General features: G+C 43.3%; 19 protein-coding genes and 1 pseudogene. 19 read left to right on the top strand and 1 reads right to left on the bottom strand.

The window, feature by feature from the left end:
• Positions 1–104: 104 nt before the first annotated feature.
• Positions 105–1,382, bottom strand: a complete 1,278-nt coding sequence (locus tag AC4HAF_RS07650; protein WP_491097281.1) for a hypothetical protein — start codon at positions 1,380–1,382, stop codon at positions 105–107.
• Positions 1,383–1,692: 310 nt separating this feature from the next.
• Here AC4HAF_RS07650 and purD point away from each other — a divergent pair, with 310 nt between their 5' ends.
• The 19 genes and pseudogenes from purD to rplB all read left to right on the top strand — a co-directional run bounded on the left by purD (position 1,693) and on the right by rplB (position 19,373).
• On the top strand, positions 1,693–2,958 hold the full coding sequence (gene purD / locus AC4HAF_RS07645) for a phosphoribosylamine--glycine ligase (protein ID WP_491097280.1): 1,266 nt from the start codon (positions 1,693–1,695) through the stop codon (positions 2,956–2,958).
• Between the two features lie 190 nt (positions 2,959–3,148).
• Positions 3,149–3,640, top strand: a complete 492-nt coding sequence (gene purE, locus AC4HAF_RS07640; RefSeq protein WP_027974835.1) for a 5-(carboxyamino)imidazole ribonucleotide mutase — start codon at positions 3,149–3,151, stop codon at positions 3,638–3,640.
• The gene (gene purK / locus AC4HAF_RS07635; protein WP_491097279.1) at positions 3,627–4,718 is read left to right on the top strand and encodes a 5-(carboxyamino)imidazole ribonucleotide synthase; all 1,092 of its coding nucleotides are present in this window, start codon (positions 3,627–3,629) and stop codon (positions 4,716–4,718) included. Before purE ends, purK begins: the two co-directional genes overlap by 14 nt.
• Positions 4,719–4,723: 5 nt before the next feature.
• Positions 4,724–5,353 (top strand): hypothetical protein, encoded by a 630-nt coding sequence (locus AC4HAF_RS07630; RefSeq protein ID WP_491097278.1) that lies wholly within the window; start codon positions 4,724–4,726, stop codon positions 5,351–5,353.
• Positions 5,354–5,410: 57 nt separating this feature from the next.
• Positions 5,411–6,106 carry an aspartate/glutamate racemase family protein gene (locus AC4HAF_RS07625; RefSeq protein WP_491097277.1) on the top strand — a complete coding sequence of 232 codons (696 nt, stop codon included), beginning with the start codon at positions 5,411–5,413 and terminating at the stop codon, positions 6,104–6,106.
• A 222-nt stretch (positions 6,107–6,328) separates the two neighbouring features.
• A complete protein-coding gene (gene purB, locus AC4HAF_RS07620; protein ID WP_491097276.1) occupies positions 6,329–7,627 on the top strand; it encodes an adenylosuccinate lyase in 1,299 nt (432 codons plus the stop codon).
• A gap of 124 nt (positions 7,628–7,751) precedes the next feature.
• Positions 7,752–8,666, top strand: a pseudogene (locus AC4HAF_RS07615) (helix-turn-helix domain-containing protein).
• A 340-nt stretch (positions 8,667–9,006) separates the two neighbouring features.
• Positions 9,007–10,008: a Holliday junction branch migration DNA helicase RuvB gene (ruvB, locus tag AC4HAF_RS07610; RefSeq protein ID WP_491097275.1), complete on the top strand. Its 1,002-nt coding sequence runs from the start codon at positions 9,007–9,009 to the stop codon at positions 10,006–10,008.
• Positions 10,009–10,035: 27 nt separating this feature from the next.
• Positions 10,036–10,458 carry a low molecular weight protein-tyrosine-phosphatase gene (locus AC4HAF_RS07605; protein ID WP_027974845.1) on the top strand — a complete coding sequence of 141 codons (423 nt, stop codon included), beginning with the start codon at positions 10,036–10,038 and terminating at the stop codon, positions 10,456–10,458.
• A 66-nt stretch (positions 10,459–10,524) separates the two neighbouring features.
• Positions 10,525–10,905, top strand: coding sequence for a hypothetical protein (locus AC4HAF_RS07600; RefSeq protein ID WP_491097315.1), 381 nt, complete (start codon positions 10,525–10,527; stop codon positions 10,903–10,905).
• Positions 10,902–12,686, top strand: a complete 1,785-nt coding sequence (locus AC4HAF_RS07595; RefSeq protein ID WP_491097274.1) for an acyltransferase family protein — start codon at positions 10,902–10,904, stop codon at positions 12,684–12,686. Before AC4HAF_RS07600 ends, AC4HAF_RS07595 begins: the two co-directional genes overlap by 4 nt.
• Before the next feature lie 296 nt (positions 12,687–12,982).
• Entirely contained in the window at positions 12,983–13,183 is a 201-nt protein-coding gene (locus tag AC4HAF_RS07590; protein WP_491097273.1) for a hypothetical protein, read from the top strand.
• Between the two features lie 102 nt (positions 13,184–13,285).
• Positions 13,286–14,770 carry a threonine synthase gene (thrC, locus tag AC4HAF_RS07585; protein ID WP_491097272.1) on the top strand — a complete coding sequence of 495 codons (1,485 nt, stop codon included), beginning with the start codon at positions 13,286–13,288 and terminating at the stop codon, positions 14,768–14,770.
• A 194-nt stretch (positions 14,771–14,964) separates the two neighbouring features.
• Positions 14,965–16,254 carry an MATE family efflux transporter gene (locus AC4HAF_RS07580; RefSeq protein ID WP_491097271.1) on the top strand — a complete coding sequence of 430 codons (1,290 nt, stop codon included), beginning with the start codon at positions 14,965–14,967 and terminating at the stop codon, positions 16,252–16,254.
• A 283-nt stretch (positions 16,255–16,537) separates the two neighbouring features.
• Positions 16,538–16,846 (top strand): 30S ribosomal protein S10, encoded by a 309-nt coding sequence (gene rpsJ / locus AC4HAF_RS07575; protein WP_003067229.1) that lies wholly within the window; start codon positions 16,538–16,540, stop codon positions 16,844–16,846.
• Positions 16,847–16,948: 102 nt separating this feature from the next.
• Positions 16,949–17,575 (top strand): 50S ribosomal protein L3, encoded by a 627-nt coding sequence (gene rplC, locus AC4HAF_RS07570; RefSeq protein ID WP_027974850.1) that lies wholly within the window; start codon positions 16,949–16,951, stop codon positions 17,573–17,575.
• 24 nt (positions 17,576–17,599) lie between these two features.
• Positions 17,600–18,223 (top strand): 50S ribosomal protein L4, encoded by a 624-nt coding sequence (rplD, locus tag AC4HAF_RS07565; protein WP_491092228.1) that lies wholly within the window; start codon positions 17,600–17,602, stop codon positions 18,221–18,223.
• The gene (locus tag AC4HAF_RS07560) at positions 18,223–18,522 is read left to right on the top strand and encodes a 50S ribosomal protein L23 (RefSeq protein ID WP_491092227.1); all 300 of its coding nucleotides are present in this window, start codon (positions 18,223–18,225) and stop codon (positions 18,520–18,522) included. The genes rplD and AC4HAF_RS07560 overlap by 1 nt, the downstream gene beginning before the upstream one ends.
• Before the next feature lie 17 nt (positions 18,523–18,539).
• The gene (gene rplB / locus AC4HAF_RS07555) at positions 18,540–19,373 is read left to right on the top strand and encodes a 50S ribosomal protein L2 (protein ID WP_491097270.1); all 834 of its coding nucleotides are present in this window, start codon (positions 18,540–18,542) and stop codon (positions 19,371–19,373) included.
• The last annotated feature ends 19 nt before the right edge of the window (positions 19,374–19,392 follow it).

Raw genomic sequence — 19,392 nt, 5'->3', positions numbered from 1 at the left:
GGTATATTCCAATTATTGAGTAACCGGACATATCCGTTATATATTCTTTTTTAATCAGAAATGATCTAAAAGCACCAGTTAGTCTGAACTGATGCTTTTTAGTATTACTTCTTTTTATGAACTCTTTGTGGAATTCTGCGTTTCGGAGGTTTTACAGTGGCAAAGCCACTCTTAGGATTAGTAAAATATTTAGATAAAGATTCAGTTATGATAAAACTGACTACAACTCCTATCATGCTGCAAAAGAGTATCATATTTCTATAGTCAATAAAACGATAAGGATACTGCGCATCTATAATAGGAATAGAATGGTGTTTTCCCCACTTAATCAGTAAGTTCAATAATAACAGGGTCAAAAACAATGTAATATTAAATCCATAAGCCATAAACTTAAACTTTGCAGAAGGTTGAATTGTTCGTTTTAGTCTAAATTCTTGTACGCTAAAGATACCTTGCAAAAAAGTAGAACTAATTACAGGAACTATCCACATCAGAAGATCTAAACCACCATCGTTTTGGAAATAGAGAAGGATAGCAGCAATTATTACAATAGTTATAAAATAGCTGAATCCGAGGATCATAAAAGCACTTGCCTCTTTCTTTGAAAGAACATAGATTTTATAGGACAAAATTTTTATATAGAGTAAAGACACATAAAAGAAAAGATAAGAGAAAACCTCTAATGCTCCGTTTACCGTTATTAAAGAATGATTTAAGATTTGATCAATATTAGCAAGAGTAGCGAAATAAGCGAAAAATGAAAAAGTTTCACTAATGATATAAGAATTATCATTTATCAAAAGTGATAATTTCTTGCTGTATAGTTTGATAATAAAGAGATATCTTAACCCAAGTAAACCAAAAACACAGATAACTATTATTAGGTTTGGTATTTTTTGAAACCATGCTGCTAATAAATATAACAGTGGAGTTGTTAGAATATCTGTAAGGATGTGTACCCACGGATTGTTGTTAATAAACCATTTACTAAGATAAAAAGTACCTAGACTGAGACATGAGATGATAAATGCAAATACTAGATTTATTAGCTCAAACTGATAAAATAAAACAAATTCTATCAGTGTCAATCCTCCAAAAGTAATAAAATAGATAGGGATTATCCACAGCAGATCTATTTTCTTGATTTTAACCTCATGATCTTTTGAAAAGAACTTTAAGAGTAGAAAGCATCGCAGAATAGTAAGAGTGACTATAAAAATAGCAATAAAGCTTAAATAAGGCTGCGTGAAATGAGTTATAAAAGCACAGAGCGCATTGACTAAAGATATTGATGAAAAGCAAGCAAGATCTCCTCGATTATCTTTTATAAATTGAGTTATTTGTTTCACTTTATCAGATTGGATATTTGTAAAAATTTTCAATCTCATTTCCCCTTTTTTAATTTTTCATTATAACATAGGTGTTAAAAAAGAAAATGGTAGTGATTATTAATTTTTGATAACAATAGAGTGTTCCGTGGGGTTTCCTTCTAAATAATTGACTCAGTCACATTTCGTCAAAAACTTTACGGAGCCTGCTCTTTTTTAATTGGTACATTATGATCATTTCTCATCCCCGAACAAATATGTTATAATAATCCTATATAATTCGTGAAATATCTGTGTTTTACGAAATAAACTCAGTTTTTGGAAATTTTTCCAGACGTTTTCTTTATATTGAGGTATCTTAGCTATGAAACTTTTGGTTGTTGGTTCTGGCGGTCGTGAGCATGCGATTGCGAGGAAGTTGTTGGAGTCTCCGCAGGTTGAGCAGGTCTTTGTGGCGCCCGGCAATGACGGGATGACGTTGGATGGTTTGGGAATTGTAAATATCGGAATTTCCGAACATTCTGCTTTGATTGATTTTGCAAAGAGCAATGACATTGCTTGGATTTTTATTGGTCCTGATGATGCCTTAGCAGCTGGCATCGTTGATGATTTTAATAGTGCTGGACTCAAAGCTTTTGGTCCGACTAAGTTAGCAGCGGAGCTGGAGTGGTCCAAAGATTTTGCCAAGGAAATCATGGTCAAATACGATGTTCCGACAGCAGCCTATGGCACATTTTCCGACTTCGAGGAAGCCAAGGCTTATATCGAAAAGCAGGGCGCTCCAATTGTCGTGAAGGCTGATGGTTTGGCGCTGGGCAAGGGTGTGGTCGTGGCAGAAACTGTGGAACAGGCTGTAGAAGCGGCGCATGGAATGCTGCTGGACAATAAGTTTGGTGATTCGGGTGCGCGCGTGGTTATCGAAGAGTTTCTGGACGGTGAGGAGTTCTCCCTCTTTGCCTTGGTCAACGGCGATAAGTTTTACATCCTGCCGACAGCCCAGGATCACAAACGGGCCTACGACGGCGATAAGGGGCCAAATACAGGCGGTATGGGGGCTTATGCACCGGTGCCGCACCTGCCTCAAAGCGTGGTGGACACGGCGGTGGAAACCATCGTCAAGCCTGTGCTTGAGGGCATGATTAAAGAAGGACGGCCTTATCTGGGCGTGCTCTACTGCGGCTTGATCCTGACCGCTGATGGTCCCAAGGTCATTGAGTTTAACGCGCGCTTTGGTGACCCTGAGACTCAGATTATCCTGCCGCGTTTGATGTCTGATTTTGCGCAGAACATCACGGATATTTTGGAGGGCAGAGAGCCGCACATGACTTGGCTGGATAAGGGAGTGACCCTGGGCGTAGTTGTCGCATCAAACGGCTATCCCCTCGCCTATGAAAAGGGTGTGGAGCTGCCAGCTAAGACCGACGGCGATATCATCACTTACTATGCAGGGGCTAAGTTTGCGGAAAATGGCAGAGCCCTGCTATCCAACGGCGGACGTGTCTACATGCTTGTTACCACAGCAGACACGGTCAAAGCTTGTCAGGATAAAATTTACAAGGAACTTGCCAAACAAAACACAGACGGCCTCTTCTACCGTCACGATATCGGCAGCAAAGCCATTAAAGACTAAAGTTTAGCGCAGCTAAGCGACCGAAGGTCGCTAAAATCCAACAGTTTCCGCCGTAGTGAAAAGACGATTAACGTGTTAATCGTCTAGGGGAATTTCGAGACTGTGGGCCCGAAATTAAGCAATGGAACGCCGTAGGCGGTCGCTTGCGTCCCCACTACCCAAGGAAACTGTCAAAAAAGAAGGAATTTTCATGAAAAAACCAATTATTTCTATTATCATGGGGTCCAAATCCGACTGGGCTACCATGCAAAAAACCGCAGAAGTTTTAGATCAGTTCGGCGTGGCTTATGAGAAGAAAGTTGTCTCAGCCCACCGCACACCCGATCTTATGTTCAAACACGCTGAAGAAGCACGCGGCCGCGGTATCAAGGTCATCATTGCAGGTGCCGGCGGAGCCGCCCATCTGCCGGGGATGGTGGCAGCCAAAACAACGCTGCCTGTTATCGGTGTGCCGGTCAAATCACGCGCTTTGAGCGGCCTTGATTCTCTTTATTCCATTGTTCAGATGCCGGGCGGTGTGCCTGTGGCGACCATGGCTATTGGTGAAGCGGGAGCGACCAACGCTGCCCTGACAGCTCTGCGCATTCTCTCCGTTGAGGACGAAAAAATCGCTCAGCTGCTTTCTGATTTCCACAAAGAACAAGGCAGAATCGCCGAGGAGTCGACTGATGAGCTCAACTAAGACAATAGGAATTATCGGCGGCGGTCAGCTGGGGCAGATGATGGCTATTTCTGCTATTTATATGGGACATAAGGTCATTGCCTTAGATCCCGCAGCGGACTGTCCGGCTTCTCGGGTAGCAGAAGTTATTGCGGCATCCTACGATGATGTTGACGCTCTGCGTCAGCTGGCGGTACGCTGTGATGTCTTGACCTATGAATTTGAAAATGTTGATGCAGACGCCCTAGACGCTGTTGTCAAGGGCGGTCAGCTGCCGCAAGGCACAGATTTACTCCGCATTTCTCAAAACCGAATTTTTGAAAAAGACTTCCTCTCTAACAAGGCAAATGTCCCTGTGGCACCCTACAAGGTGGTTCACTCCAGCAGCGATTTGGACGGCCTTGACCTGTCTAAAAATTATGTCCTCAAAACCGCGACAGGCGGCTACGATGGGCATGGTCAGGTAGTCATCAGGTCTGAGGAAAATCTGACTGACGCCTGTCAGTTAGCAGACACAGCAGACTGTGTTCTGGAAGAATTTGTCAATTTCAATCTGGAAATTTCCGTCATTGTATCAGGAAACGGGACAGACGTGACGGTCTTTCCCGTTCAGGAAAATATCCACCGCAACAATATTCTCTCTAAAACCATTGTTCCGGCCCGTATTTCGGATGAATTGAGCACTCAGGCACAGACCATGGCGGTGCAAATCGCCAAACAGCTGAAGCTGTCAGGCACCCTTTGTGTAGAAATGTTTGCGACAGATGATACTATCATCGTTAACGAAATCGCACCGCGCCCTCACAACTCAGGGCACTATTCCATCGAGGCTTGCGACTTTTCCCAGTTTGACACCCATATCTTAGGTGTGTTAGGCCAGCCATTGCCACTTATCGAACTTCATGCTCCGGCCGTCATGCTCAACGTTCTCGGCCAACACATAGAAAAAGCCCAAGCCTATGTCCGCGCCAACCCTAGCGCCCACCTCCACCTTTATGGTAAACTAGAAGCCAAGCACAACCGCAAAATGGGACATGTCACGGTGTTTAGTGATGAGCCGGATGAGGTTGAGGAGTTTGGGGAAGGGATGGATTGGTAGACTTTATGTTACAAGCAAATCAATTAGAGAGTTGGTCTAATATTGCTGAGATTGTTGGAGTTATTGTAGCTGTCGGAGGAGGGATTAAGTATTTTCTTGGTAAAAAAAGTGAAGAGAAAAGAAATAAGCAAGAAAAATTAACAGAGCCCTACAACAAGTTATTGAGACTAATATCTCTATTTCCAAATAAAACTCCATATGATGTCATGGCTCTATTATCAGATAGCCCAAGGTTTAATTTAGAGGGCTTTGATACAGTAAATAGAATTTTGAAAATTCAGATTAAGGAAGATTATCAAAAACAATTGGAGCGAGAAGGCCTTACCTATCAAGATGAAGAGGATATAAAAACAGAAATTCGAAATAGGGAGCACTACATAAAAGAAATTGAAGAAATAAAAGACAAATATTTTGATGCAAAACAAAAGTACGAGCAATTTAGAAATAATGACAAATTTATAGATTTATATTCAAGTCAGGAAGTTAAAAATTGTTTAGTAGAATTTGAGGTGCTCCTGAATAACGCCTTTATAGCTGGTCGTAAATTGAAATATAATGATGGAAGGTGTAATAAGTTGGATAACATTCGTTGGAAATTAGAACAGCTAATGAGAGTAGATATTGGAGCTCAGTAAAATAAAGAGAGTTATTAAACAACCTTATGTATCAATTAGCCTAACTGGAGAACAAACATGAAAACAATCGGCCTTATCGGTGGCATGAGTTGGGAAAGCACAGCCACTTATTATCAGCTCATCAACGAGACAATCAAAAAAGAGCTTGGCGGTCTGCATTCGGCTAAGATTCTGCTTTATAGTGTTGATTTTGCGGAGATTGAGCACTATCAGGCAATCGGCGATTGGGCTAAGAGTGCGGAAGTGCTGAGCCAAATTGCCCAGAAGCTGGAGCAGGCCGGTGCCGACTTCATTGTTATTTGCACCAATACCATGCACAAGGTTGCTCCGCAGATTCAGGGAAAAATTACCATTCCTATCCTGCACATTGCGCAGGCAACTGCTGAGGCTTTGCTTGAAAACGGCATTCAAAGAGTCGGCCTTTTGGGCACCAAGTACACCATGACCCAAGATTTTTATAAGGATAAATTGCTTGAAGCAGGGCTTGAGGTACTAATTCCAGACCAAGCTGGCATTGCCGAGGTCAACCGAATCATCTATGATGAGCTTTGTCTGGGAGACATTAAAGACAGCTCCAAGCAAACCTACCTTGCCATCATTGATGATTTGAAAAATGCTGGCGCAGAAGCCGTTATCCTAGGCTGTACAGAGATTGGTCTCCTCGTCAAACAAGCAGACACAGACCTCCCCCTCTATGACACAACAGCTATCCATGCAGAGAAAGCCGCACAGCTGTCTCTTGAGGATAAATAGTTAATAAATATTAGCGATCGTAGGCCGCCCACCCAATGTTTCACGCCGTGGGGAGAGCGTAAGCGACGGAATTGTTGAGACCTTAGGCTCAACAATTAGCCATGAAACCGAAGGTTTGCTGGTGTCCGCCCCACCTAAGTGAAACATCATTAAAAAACTGCCCGTCAGGGCAAAGAAAAAATAAATTAGAAATCTGGCTGAAAGCCAAAGGAGTTTAAAACAATGCTAAACCGTTATTCACGCCCTGAGATGGCGAACATTTGGAGTGAAGAGAACAAGTACCGTGCTTGGCTGGAGGTCGAGATTTTGGCTGATGAGGCATGGTCGGAGCTGGGGGAAATCCCTAAGGAAGATGTGGCGAAAATTCGTGCCAATGCGGACTTTGACATCGACCGTATTCTGGAGATTGAGCAGGAGACCCGCCACGATGTGGTGGCCTTTACCCGTGCGGTGTCTGAAACGCTTGGCCGCGAGCGCAAGTGGGTTCACTACGGTCTCACCTCGACCGATGTGGTGGACACGGCCTACGGCTACCTCTACAAGCAGGCGAACGCCATCATTCGCAAGGACTTGGATGATTTCCTCAGGATTATCGCTGATAAGGCACGTGAACACAAGTTTACCATCATGATGGGCCGTACCCACGGTGTTCATGCGGAGCCAACGACTTTTGGTCTTAAATTAGCCACTTGGTACAGCGAAATGAAGCGCAACATTGAGCGTTTTGAACATGCGGCCGCCGGTGTCGAAGCCGGGAAAATCTCCGGTGCCGTTGGGAATTTTGCCAACATTCCGCCATTTGTGGAAAAATACGTCTGTGAAAAATTAGGCATCCGTGCTCAGGAAATTTCCACTCAAGTTCTGCCGCGTGATCTGCATGCTGAATACTTTGCCGTTCTTGCCAGCATTGCAACCTCAATTGAACGCATGGCGACGGAAATCCGCGGTCTGCAAAAATCAGAACAGCGCGAAGTGGAAGAGTTCTTTGCCAAGGGTCAAAAGGGCAGCTCTGCCATGCCTCATAAGCGTAACCCGATCGGCTCTGAAAATATGACGGGTCTTGCGCGTGTCATCCGTGGTCACATGATTACGGCTTACGAGGACGTCTCTCTCTGGCACGAACGTGACATTTCCCACTCCTCGGCTGAGCGCATCATCGCACCGGATACGACTATTCTCATTGACTACATGCTCAATCGTTTTGGCAATATCGTCAAGAACCTGACCGTTTTCCCAGAAAACATGAAGCGCAATATGGGGTCAACCTTCGGTCTTATTTTCAGCCAGCGCGTCATGCTTAAGCTCATCGAAAAAGGCATGACCCGTGAAGAAGCCTACGACCTGGTTCAGCCGAAAACAGCCTACTCATGGGACAATCAAGTGGACTTCAAACCGCTTCTTGAAGCTGATGAAGCTGTTACGTCGCGTTTGAGCCAGGATGAGATTGATGAGCTGTTCAACCCTGTTTACTACACCAAGCGTGTTGATGAGATCTTCAAGCGCATTGGCCTGGAAGATTAATAAACGACAGACAGCTGTGACGAAAGTCGCAGCTTTTTACATTTAAAATCAGCATAAAAATATTAGAAAAATTTACTATATTATAGACTTATGATAGAATAATAAAAAATGAGAAAGAGATTTTATGTTAGAAGATTTTGGGGAGAGAGTAAAACGGCTGCGGTTAGAAAAGGGGCTGACCAAGGAAGTTTTCTGTTAAGATGAGTCTGAGCTGTCCATGCGGCAGCTGACAAGGATTGAGTCGGCAGAGTCAATTCCCACACTCAGGAAAGCTGTTTATATCGCTGAACGTTTGGGTGTGACACTGGATTATCTGACTGATGGAAGAAACATTGACCTGCCTAGCCGCTACAAGGAGCTGAAGTATCTGTTACTGAGAACACCGACCTACGGCGATCAGGAAAAACTGGCTGAAAGGGAGGCTTATTTTGATGAGATTTTTAATCATTTTTACGACACCCTGCCGGAAGAAGAGCAGCTTGTGGTTGATGCCCTTCAGTCGAAATTAGACATTCATCTCAGTGAAAATATTGATTTTGGGGTTGGCATTTTAAATGATTATTTTGACCAGATTTTGATGCGCAAACGCTATCAGGTAAATGATCTAATCATCATTGACCTCTATTTTTCCTGTTTGACCATCAGTGATCTGCGGATGGATATGTTTGATCTGGATAAGTACAATCAACTGATGCAGGTCCTTTTAAAGCAGAGCGATTATCTGCCCGTGGAAGATTTATTTGTGCTCAATAATGTTCTGCTCAACAATTTCGGCATTCTCCTTCTTTTGGAAAAATATGACATGATTAAAGAGCTGATTGCAGTTGCCAATGATATCATGATGAAAACGTCTGATTTTCAAAAGAAGCCCATTGTCAGCATCCTTGAATGGAAGCATTATCTGCTGGCAGAAAATAATGAAGCGAAAGCCAGAAAACATTATGACTCTGCTATTTTGTTTGCGAAATTAACAGAAAATACTGTATTGAAAGAACAGTTGGAAAAAGAGTGGCAGCAGGATTCCCAAAACAGGACATAGATGTCCTGTTCTTTTCTTCTCCAATACCTTATAATGAATACCATCAACAAAGAAAGGAGAAGACTATGGCTGCAATTTTTTCAACCTTTTTAAGAGCTCTTGACTGGTGGGGTATCTAGTCTGTAAAAACACAGCTAAAACTTCCGGATAAGGCTCTTTGATCGGTATAAGACCGCACAGCTCTCTAAACAGAAGTATTTAAAGCGGTCTTAGGGTCAAAAAGAGAAAGATTTTTGCTTTTTCAGCAAAGGTCTTTCTTTTTTTTGCAGCTCTTTTTAAATTTTTAGCTGAGGCTGATTTATGTCTTTTTCTTTTGCCGGCAAGATGATACAATTAAACTATGACTAGAATTTTAGATAATGAGCTTATGGGCGATGAAGAGTTTGCTGAACGGACTCTGCGCCCGCAGTACTTGCAGGAATATATTGGTCAAAATAAGGTAAAGGATCAGCTGAAGATTTTTATTGAGGCGGCCAAACAGCGCGATGAAGCGCTGGATCATGTGCTGCTCTTTGGCCCTCCGGGGCTCGGTAAGACCACCATGGCCTTTGTCATCGCGAATGAACTGGGAGTCAATCTCAAACAAACCAGCGGACCGGCTATTGAGAAGGCTGGTGATTTGGTTGCTGTTCTCAATGAATTGGAACCCGGGGATGTACTGTTTATTGATGAAATTCACCGAATGCCCATGGCTGTAGAAGAGGTTCTTTACAGTGCTATGGAGGATTTCTACATTGACATTATGATTGGTGCCGGGGAGACCTCTCGCAGTGTGCATCTGGATTTACCGCCTTTTACGCTGATTGGCGCAACGACACGTGCCGGTATGCTTTCTAACCCTTTGCGGGCCCGCTTTGGGATTACCGGTCACATGGAATACTATACAGAAGCTGACCTGACCGAGATTGTTGAGCGGACAGCGGATATTTTTGAGATGGAAATTACCCATCAGGCTTCGCTCGAATTAGCCAGACGCTCCCGCGGTACTCCGCGTATTGCTAACCGTCTGTTAAAGCGCGTGCGTGATTATGCTCAGATTATGGGAGACGGTCTGATTGATGATCAAATAATGGATAAGGCTCTGACCATGCTTGATGTGGATCATGAAGGGCTGGATTATATTGACCAGAAGATTCTCAAAACAATGATTGAAATCTATCACGGCGGCCCTGTGGGCCTGGGAACGCTGTCGGTGAATATCGCGGAAGAGCGTGAAACGGTTGAGGACATGTATGAGCCCTATCTCATTCAAAAAGGGTTTATGATGAGAACCCGCAGCGGCCGGGTTGCAACGGCTAAGGCTTATGAGCACTTGGGCTATGATTATATAGAAAACAAGTAGCTGTTTAACACGTCAAAGGAAGTACATATGAAGAAAATTTGTTTTGTTTGTTTGGGAAATATCTGCCGCAGCCCAATGGCCGAATTTGTCATGAAAGCTGTTGCTTCCGACAATCTTGAAATTGCCAGCCGGGCTACTTCCGGCTGGGAGCACGGCAATCCGATTCATCGCGGAACACAGAAAATTTTTAAAAAGTATGATATTGCCTATGATTCTTCCAAGAAATCTCAGCAGATCAGCATGACTGACTTTCGCTATTTTGATGTTATCATTGGTATGGATCGTGCAAATGTCCGTGATTTGAAGAAAATGTCAAAGGGTCAGTTTGATGATAAAATCTTCCTGTTTACTGACGGCGGGGTGCCGGATCCTTATTATACAGGGGACTTTGAAGAAACTTACCGCTTAGTCCAAAAGGGCTGCCGCATGTGGCTGGGAAAAATTGATTAGCTGCACCTTGTTATATTTTCAAATTGTAGTAAAATGACATTATTAAAATAGAATTGAATGGATAAGATGAAGAAAATACAGATAACAAGAGAAAAATTAGAATTATTAGCTGTCATTGTCATTGTTGTATGCGGTTTATCTGTTTTTAGCATTAAATTTGGCAGCAAGGCAACGCTGACTTATGAAAATGGCAAGATTCAATATACAGGCTATGTTCTCAACCACCGGATGAACGGTTACGGAAAGCTTACCTACCCTAACGGGGATGTTTACGAGGGCGATTTTGCGAACGGTGTTTTCAGCGGCCGCGGCACCTTTAAATCCGGCATGGGCTGGTCTTATACCGGCGAGTTTAAGAAAGGGCAGGCTGACGGTCAGGGAAAGCTGATTGCTAAGGACAAGAAAATTTATAAAGGAAAGTTTAAACAGGGAATTTATCAAAAATGAGAATAAAATGGTTTTCTTTTGTTAGAGTTGTCGGGCTTTTTCTGGTTTTATTCTATCACTTCTTTAAGCAGGCTTTTCCGGGCGGCTTTATTGGAGTAGACGTTTTCTTCACCTTTTCAGGGTATCTTATCACAGCCTTGCTGATTGATGAGTATGCTCGAAATAAGGCAATAGACCTTTTAGGCTTTTTGCGTCGGCGCTTTTACCGTATTGTTCCGCCTTTGGTTATCATGGTGCTGGTAACCATGCCTTTTACGCTTTTGGTTAGAAAAGATTTTGTAGCGGATATCGGCCGGCAGATTGCTGCTGTACTGGGATTCACGACTAATCTGTATGAGATTTTTACGGGCAGCAGCTATGAAAGTCAGTTTATCCCGCATCTTTTTGTCCATACCTGGAGTTTAGCCATTGAAGTGCACTTTTACCTTTTTTGGGGGATTCTGGTGTGGTTTTTGTCGAAAAAGGTTAAAGATCAGCGGCAGTTCCGCGGGCTGATTTTCCTGATTTCAGCGGCTTTGTTTCTTCTCAGTTTTGCCAGCATGTTTATTCGTGCTTTCTTTGTAAGTAATTTTTCAGCGATTTATTTTTCAACGCTGACGCACATTTTTCCATTTTTCCTGGGAGCTATTTTTGCGACAACCTCAGGGATTCGTGAAACAACCAAGCGGTTTAAGAAAAATGTTCGCCTCTGGCCGACAAAGCGCGTGCTTGTTTACGTGATCGGCAGTGCGGCTCTGCTCTTTCTGCTGGGCTTCGTACTTGACTTTGATAATATTATTACTTATCTATTTGGTTTTGGTCTGGCCAGTCTGTTTACAGCTGTTATGGTTTACTCCAGCCGTATTTTGCATGAGCAGACACCGGACATATCAGAACCTGCCCTTGTGACCTATTTGGCTGATATCAGCTATGGGATGTATCTTTTTCACTGGCCTTTTTACATCATTTTTGGTCAGTTGATGAACAATTGGCTGGCAGTTATTTTCACTCTGTTTTTCTCCGTTGTCTTCTCGACGCTTTCTTACTACCTTGTTGAACCTTATATTGCCGGTAAACGTTCGTCTCTTTTAGGTCTGGAAATTCATCTGGATCAGTATAAAAAATGGTTTTACGGTCTTGCTGGTCTTTTGACAGCCATCGCTTTGGGTATTACCGTTACTGCACCAAGCGTCGGTGCTTTTGAAACAGGACTTCTGGTGGATTCTCTCAATCAGGCTGACAATAACATGAACCGAACCCATACGCTTGCTGCCGGTGATGCCGGTGCCATCAGTGATATTACGGTTATCGGTGACTCGGTCACACTGCGCTCCAGTTCTGCTTTTTCAGCAGTCCTGCCGGAAGCGCAGGTTGACGCAGCGGTCAGCCGAAATTTTGAAAGTGCCTATGAAATCTTTCAAAATCACATCACAAATAAAAGCCTGTCCAAAACAGTGGTGCTTGCTGTCGGTGTCAATTCGATAGAAGGGTATGAAAATAATCTCCAGCAATTCATTGACGGGCTTCCTGACGGCCACCGTTTAGTCATTGTGACGCCTTACAATACTAAAGATGAACGCATTCCTGATGTTCGCAGCTATGAGTTAAGTCTGGCTAAAAAGTACAAATATGTCACGGTTGCAGACTGGTATGAGGCAGCTGTTGCGCATTCTGAAATTTGGACGGAGTCTGATGGTGTCCACTATAATGACAGCAGTGATGAAGGGGCGAAACTCTATGTTGAAACCATCAAAAAAGCCATTCAGACCTCTGCTAAAAAGCCTGCCAAAGGTGAAAAATAAGCAGTCGTTAAGAGCAGGCAACTGATTCCTCGTTCTATAAATAAAAGCATATCTGCTATAAATCGGCGGGTATGCTTTTTGATTGCTGTCTCCTGTGTGAATAAATGCTACAGAATAATGCTAGCAAAGCCAATATAAAGCGAAAAAATAAAGAGAAAAGCTGACACTGCTTAGGTCAATCAGCACCTAAAGCTAACGTTCGATGTCAGTTATAATAACATTTACAAAATCTTTAAAAAACTTTTAAAATGGGCTTGCAAAAACAAATTCTTGCGTTATAATATAGGTGACATCAAATGGTAGAAACAGGAGGGTATCGTGCAAATGTCTGCTTTGCTTTACAATGCTTTGGCGGTGGTATGGATTTCCATTGCCGGGGTAGATTCTCGTTGGGGCAACTAAATTTTTTACTCAAAAAGCCGGGCATGTCTCGGCTTTTTGCCTTCCTGCAGCAGATATCCGGCAAAAAGAAAACAGGCTTTTACCGGTTTAGCTGACAGCAGTTCTGGATTTTTAGCTCGGCTGAATAAAGCTGCGCTCTTTTGATATAATTATGGTATAATGCTAAAAAAGCTATCTATAAAAGAAGAGGATGAATCATGACCCTAGTTTATCAATCGACTCGTGATGCCAACAATACTGTGACTGCCAGCCAGGCCATTCTGCAGGGATTAGCTGCAGACGGCGGTTTGTTCACACCTGTTTCTTATCCGCAGGTTGAGCTGGATTTTGAACAGCTTAAAACAGCTTCTTATCAGGAAGTTGCTAAATTAGTTTTGTCTGCTTTTTTAGATGATTTTACTGAAGAAGAGCTGGATTATTGCATTACACATGCTTATGATGATAAGTTTGACACACCGGCGATTGCACCGCTTGTGAAACTTAATGGCCAGTATAATCTTGAGCTCTTTCACGGCTCAACAATTGCTTTTAAGGACATGGCTTTGTCTATTCTCCCTTATTTGATGACAGCAGCAGCTAAAAAGCAGGGTGTTGATAATAAAATTGTCATTTTAACGGCAACATCGGGGGATACCGGTAAAGCTGCCATGGCAGGCTTTGCTGATGTTCCCGGAACAGAGATCATTGTCTTTTATCCTCACGGAGGCGTCAGCAAAATCCAAGAACTGCAAATGACAACACAAAAAGGGAGCAACACTCACGTCGTTGCCATTGAAGGGAATTTTGACGATGCTCAGACCAATGTTAAAAAAATGTTCAATGATGCTGAACTGCGGGATAAGCTGCTGCAAAAAGGAGCTCAGTTTTCTTCTGCCAATTCAATGAATGTCGGCCGCTTGATTCCTCAGGTTGTTTACTATGTTTATGCCTATGCGCAGCTGGTCAAATCCGGAGATATTCAAAATGGGGACAAGGTCAACTTTACCGTGCCAACCGGAAACTTTGGCAATATCTTGGCTGCCTACTATGCTTATCAAATTGGTGTACCAATTGGAAAATTGATCTGTGCTTCCAATGAAAACAATGTACTGACTGATTTCTTCAAAACCGGAACCTATGATAAAAAACGTGAATTTTACGTTACTACCAGTCCGTCCATGGATATTTTGGTTTCATCAAACTTAGAGCGACTCATTTTTCATCTGCTGGGCAATGATTCTGCTAAGACAAAAGAGCTTATGGAAGCTCTGGCAGAAAAAGGCGAATATACCTTGGAAAATGCAGACAGAGACATTTTAGATTTGTTTGCAGCAGGGTTTGCCAGCGAAGCAGAAACAGCTGCAGAAATTAAGCGTGTTTATGAGGAGAATAAGTACGTTGAAGATCCGCACACAGCTGTGGCTTCTGCTGTCTACCGTGCCTATAAGACGGCTTCGGGGGATTCTAAACCGACGGTCATGGCTTCAACAGCCAGCCCTTATAAGTTTCCGCGGGTTACTGTTCAGGCAGTCACCGGTAAGGATTCGGGAGATGATTTTGCAGCTGTCCGCGACTTAAATGAGCTGTCGGGCGTTGCTGTACCGACAGCAGTTGCCGGCCTTGACAGTGCTCCGATTCGCCATCGTAAGGTGGTTGCGGCTGCTGATATGCAAAAAGCAGTTGAGTCTTATTTAGAAATCTAAAGGGGAGGCTGGAACCAAATTCCAGCCTCTTAATTATAACTAAAAGTATCGTTCGCAAGGGCTGGTTTTTCAGTAAGGAATAATTTCGTTAAACTGATACATAATCGGTTCTTTTTTATTCAGTATGTTGACAGTAAGCTGTAAGGCAATATAAAAGAATTTTGGTCTTGTGAGAGGTTTTCGTGTATAGGAATATGAAGCAAAGAAAGAAAATTATCGGGCTTGCTCTGCCGGCTATGGCAGAGAACCTTTTGCAGATGCTGATGGGGGTTGTGGACAATTATTTGGTTGCGCAGCTCGGCTTAGCGGCTGTTTCAGGTGTTTCGGTCGCAAATAACATTATTACTGTTTACCAAGCTGTTTTTATTGCTCTCGGAGCTGCGGTATCCAGCCTGATTGCTAAAAGTTTGGGAGAAAAGGATGCTGTCAAAACACGATTTTATCAAGCTCAATCCATTTTTTTAACAATAGTTATCAGCCTGGTTTTGGGAGCGGCATCTTTAATTTTTGGGCGGCAGATGCTGCATTTTTTGGGAACAGCTGCTGATGTGACACGTACAGGAAGTCTTTATTTGGCAGTGGTTGGCGGTCTGATAGCTGCCTTGGGGCTGCAGACAACCTTAGGCGCTGTTTTAAGGGCTCAGGGTAAGGCAAGACTGCCGATGTATGCCAGCTTTTTGACCAATGTTTTGAATGCTCTGTTATCAGCAGCAACCGTTTTTCTGTGCCATTGGGGAATTGCCGGTGTTGCCGGCGCGACAGTGTTTTCACGTCTCGTTGGAGTCGGTGTCCTGGCGAGTCAGCTGCCAGTTAAGGCAATTTTAACTGCGACAAAATTTAAGCTGGATAAAGATTTAACAGCCCTTGCTTTGCCTGCAGCCGGAGAGCGGCTGATGATGCGGGCGGGAGATATTGTTATCGTAGCCATTATTGTCAGGTTTGGGACGACGGCTGTCGCCGGAAATGCAATCGGCGAAACCCTGACACAATTTAATTACATGCCGGGCATAGGAGTTGCCACGGCAACGGTCATCCTGGTCGCTCACTATCTGGGTGAGGGCAGCAAGGACGATATTCGTCAGGTTGTTAGAGAATCCTATGTTCTTTCTACTATATTAATGCTGTCAATCGGAACCCTTGTCTTTTTTGGAGGAAGACACCTGACTCTTCTTTTTACAGACAATAACGAGGCTTTGCAAGCCAGCTTGGTTGTGCTGTTTTATTCTTTTATCGGCGGTCCCGCTACATCGGGCACTTTGATTTTTACAGCAGTCTGGCAAGGTCTGGGAAAGGCCAAGCTCCCTTTTTATGCTACAACAATTGGAATGTGGCTTATCCGTGTCCTTTTAGGGTTCTTTCTGGGTGTCAGCCTGAGCTTGGGCTTATCCGGTGTTTGGCTTGCAACGCTGGCGGATAATATCTTTCGCTGGTTATTCTTGTATTATATGTACAAAAGGTATATGAAAGGGCGGCTAATTAAATAGAGAAAAAGTCTTATCTGCAAGAGAGAGTGAGGAAATTGATTTTTGTGAAATCATAATTTGCCTCGCTCTCTTTTTAAAGCCTTTTCATAGAAGAAAAATAAAAAAAGTCGGCAAACCCCTTGCAATAGAAGGTTTTATTTGTTATACTAATCGGGTGCTGTAAAAAAACAGCTTTTAGTTTTGATGCAAGAGGTTGCGACACGCTCGGTTGCATTGCCACGCAACGGCTGCCGGTTTTCTTGCGGAGCTAGCCTATTATTTTAAATAGACGAGAGGAGAAAAGATGGCAAACAAAAAAATCCGTATCCGTTTGAAAGCATACGAACACCGTACACTTGATACAGCGGCAGAAAAAATCGTAGAAACAGCAACTCGTACAGGCGCAAGCGTAGCCGGTCCGGTACCGCTTCCTACTGAACGCAGTCTTTACACAATTATTCGTGCGACTCACAAGTATAAAGATTCTCGCGAACAATTTGAAATGCGTACGCACAAACGTCTTATTGACATTGTGAACCCAACGCAAAAAACTGTTGATGCGCTTATGAAGCTTGATCTTCCAAGCGGTGTAAACGTAGAAATCAAACTCTAATTCGGTTTGAGCACAAAAAACGCTCGTTAAAAACTTTTTTGAGCATGAAAAACGCTCATTAAAAACTTTTTAAATAAAAATAAGTAAAGGAAATATTTTCTCATGACAAAAGGAATCTTAGGGAAAAAAGTGGGAATGACTCAAATCTTCACTGAAGCCGGTGAATTTATCCCTGTTACTGTCATCGAAGCTGCTCCAAATGTTGTGCTTCAAGTGAAAACTGTTGAAACAGATGGTTATGAAGCAGTTCAAGTTGGTTTTGATGACAAGCGCGAAGTATTGAGTAACAAACCCGCCAAAGGTCACGTAGCAAAAGCTGACACGGCTCCTAAGCGCTTCATTCGTGAATTCAAAAACATTGAAGGCTTAGAAGTTGGTTCAGAATTAACTGTTGAACAGTTCGAAGCTGGTGATGTTGTTGATGTTACTGGTACAACTAAAGGTAAAGGTTTCCAAGGTGCTATTAAACGCCACGGTCAATCACGCGGTCCTATGGCTCACGGTTCTCGTTACCACCGTCGTCCTGGTTCTATGGGACCAGTTGCGCCTAACCGTGTTTTCAAAAACAAACATTTGGCTGGACGCATGGGCGGCAACCGCGTAACGATTCAAAATCTTGAAGTAGTTCAAGTTGTTCCGGAAAAAAACGTTATCCTTATTAAGGGTAATGTGCCGGGTGCTAAGAAATCTCTTATCACCATCAAATCAGCAGTTAAAGCTGCTAAATAATAAGGAAAGGGGAAATCAGTTAACATGGCAAACGTAAAACTATTTGACCAAACTGGTAAAGAAGCTGGTCAAGTGACACTTAATGATGCTGTCTTTGGAATTGAACCAAACGAATCAGTAGTATTTGATGTTGTTATCAGCCAACGTGCTAATCTTCGCCAAGGTACTCATGCGGTTAAAAATCGTTCAGCAGTATCAGGCGGCGGTCGTAAACCATGGCGTCAAAAAGGAACTGGACGTGCGCGTCAAGGTTCTATCCGCTCACCACAATGGCGCGGCGGTGGTGTTGTCTTCGGACCGACTCCGCGTTCATACGGCTACAAACTTCCGCAAAAAGTTCGTCGCCTTGCGTTGAAATCCGTTTATTCAGCAAAAGTTGCTGATGAAAAATTTGTAGCTGTAGATGCTCTTTCTTTCGAAACTCCGAAAACTAAAGAATTTGCACAGGCACTTGCTGCACTCAGCATTGATTCAAAAGTACTTGTTATTCTTGAAGAAGGAAACAAATTTGCTGAATTATCAGCTCGTAACCTTCCAAATGTAAAGGTTGCTACAGCAGCAACTGCAAGTGTCCTTGATATCGTAAACAGCGACAAACTTCTTGTTACTAAAGAAGCAATCTCTAATATCGAGGAGGTTCTTGCATAATGAATTTGTACGACGTCATTAAAAAACCTGTTGTTACTGAAAAATCAATGGTTGCCCTTGAAGAAGGGAAATATACATTTGAAGTTGATACTCGCGCACACAAACTCTTGATCAAACAAGCTGTTGAAGCAGCATTTGACGGTGTGAAAGTTGCCAGTGTCCGTACAGTAAATGTAAAACCAAAACAAAAACGTGTCGGCCGCTATACAGGCTTCACAAACAGAACTAAAAAGGCTATCATCACTCTTACAGCTGATTCAAAAGAAATCGAGTTGTTTGCAGCTGCTGAAGCAGAGTAATCTAAGGAGGAAATAAGGTGGGTATTAAAGTTTATAAACCAACGACAAATGGCCGTCGCAATATGACTTCTTTGGATTTTGCTGAAATCACTACAAGCACTCCCGAGAAATCATTGCTTGCTCCGCTGAAAAGCAAGGCCGGCCGCAACAATAACGGCCGTATCACTGTTCGCCATCAAGGCGGCGGACACAAGCGCCACTACCGGTTGATTGATTTCAAACGTAATAAAGACGGTGTTGAAGCAGTTGTTAAAACAATCGAATACGATCCAAACCGCTCAGCTAACATTGCACTTGTGCACTATGTTGACGGTGTTAAGGCTTATATTATTGCGCCGAAAGGGCTGGAAGTCGGTCAGCACATCGTTTCAGGACCTGAAGCAGACATCAAAGTCGGAAATGCACTTCCGCTTGCTAATATTCCAGTCGGTACAGTTATCCACAACATTGAGTTAAAACCGGGCAAAGGTGCAGAACTTGTTCGTGCAGCCGGAGCTTCTGCTCAAGTACTTGGTCAAGAAGGGAAGTATGTGCTCGTTCGTCTTCAATCAGGCGAAGTTCGCATGGTTCTTGGAACGTGCCGTGCTACAGTAGGTACAGTCGGCAATGAACAGCATGGTTTGGTTAACTATGGTAAAGCAGGACGCAGCCGCTGGAAAGGTGTTCGCCCAACTGTTCGCGGTTCTGTAATGAACCCTAATGATCACCCGCACGGTGGTGGTGAAGGTAAAGCACCGGTTGGACGTAAAGCGCCGTCTACTCCATGGGGTAAACCTGCGCTTGGTCTTAAAACACGCAATAAAAAAGCTAGATCAAATAAACTTATCGTTCGTCGCCGCAACGAAAAATAGCCAGCCGATCAGAAAGTTG

It is taken from the genome of Streptococcus sp. ELY_90 (assembly GCF_058314475.1).
The sequence above is the reverse complement of the archived record's forward strand: the minus strand, read 5'-3'. Positions and strand labels throughout refer to the sequence as shown.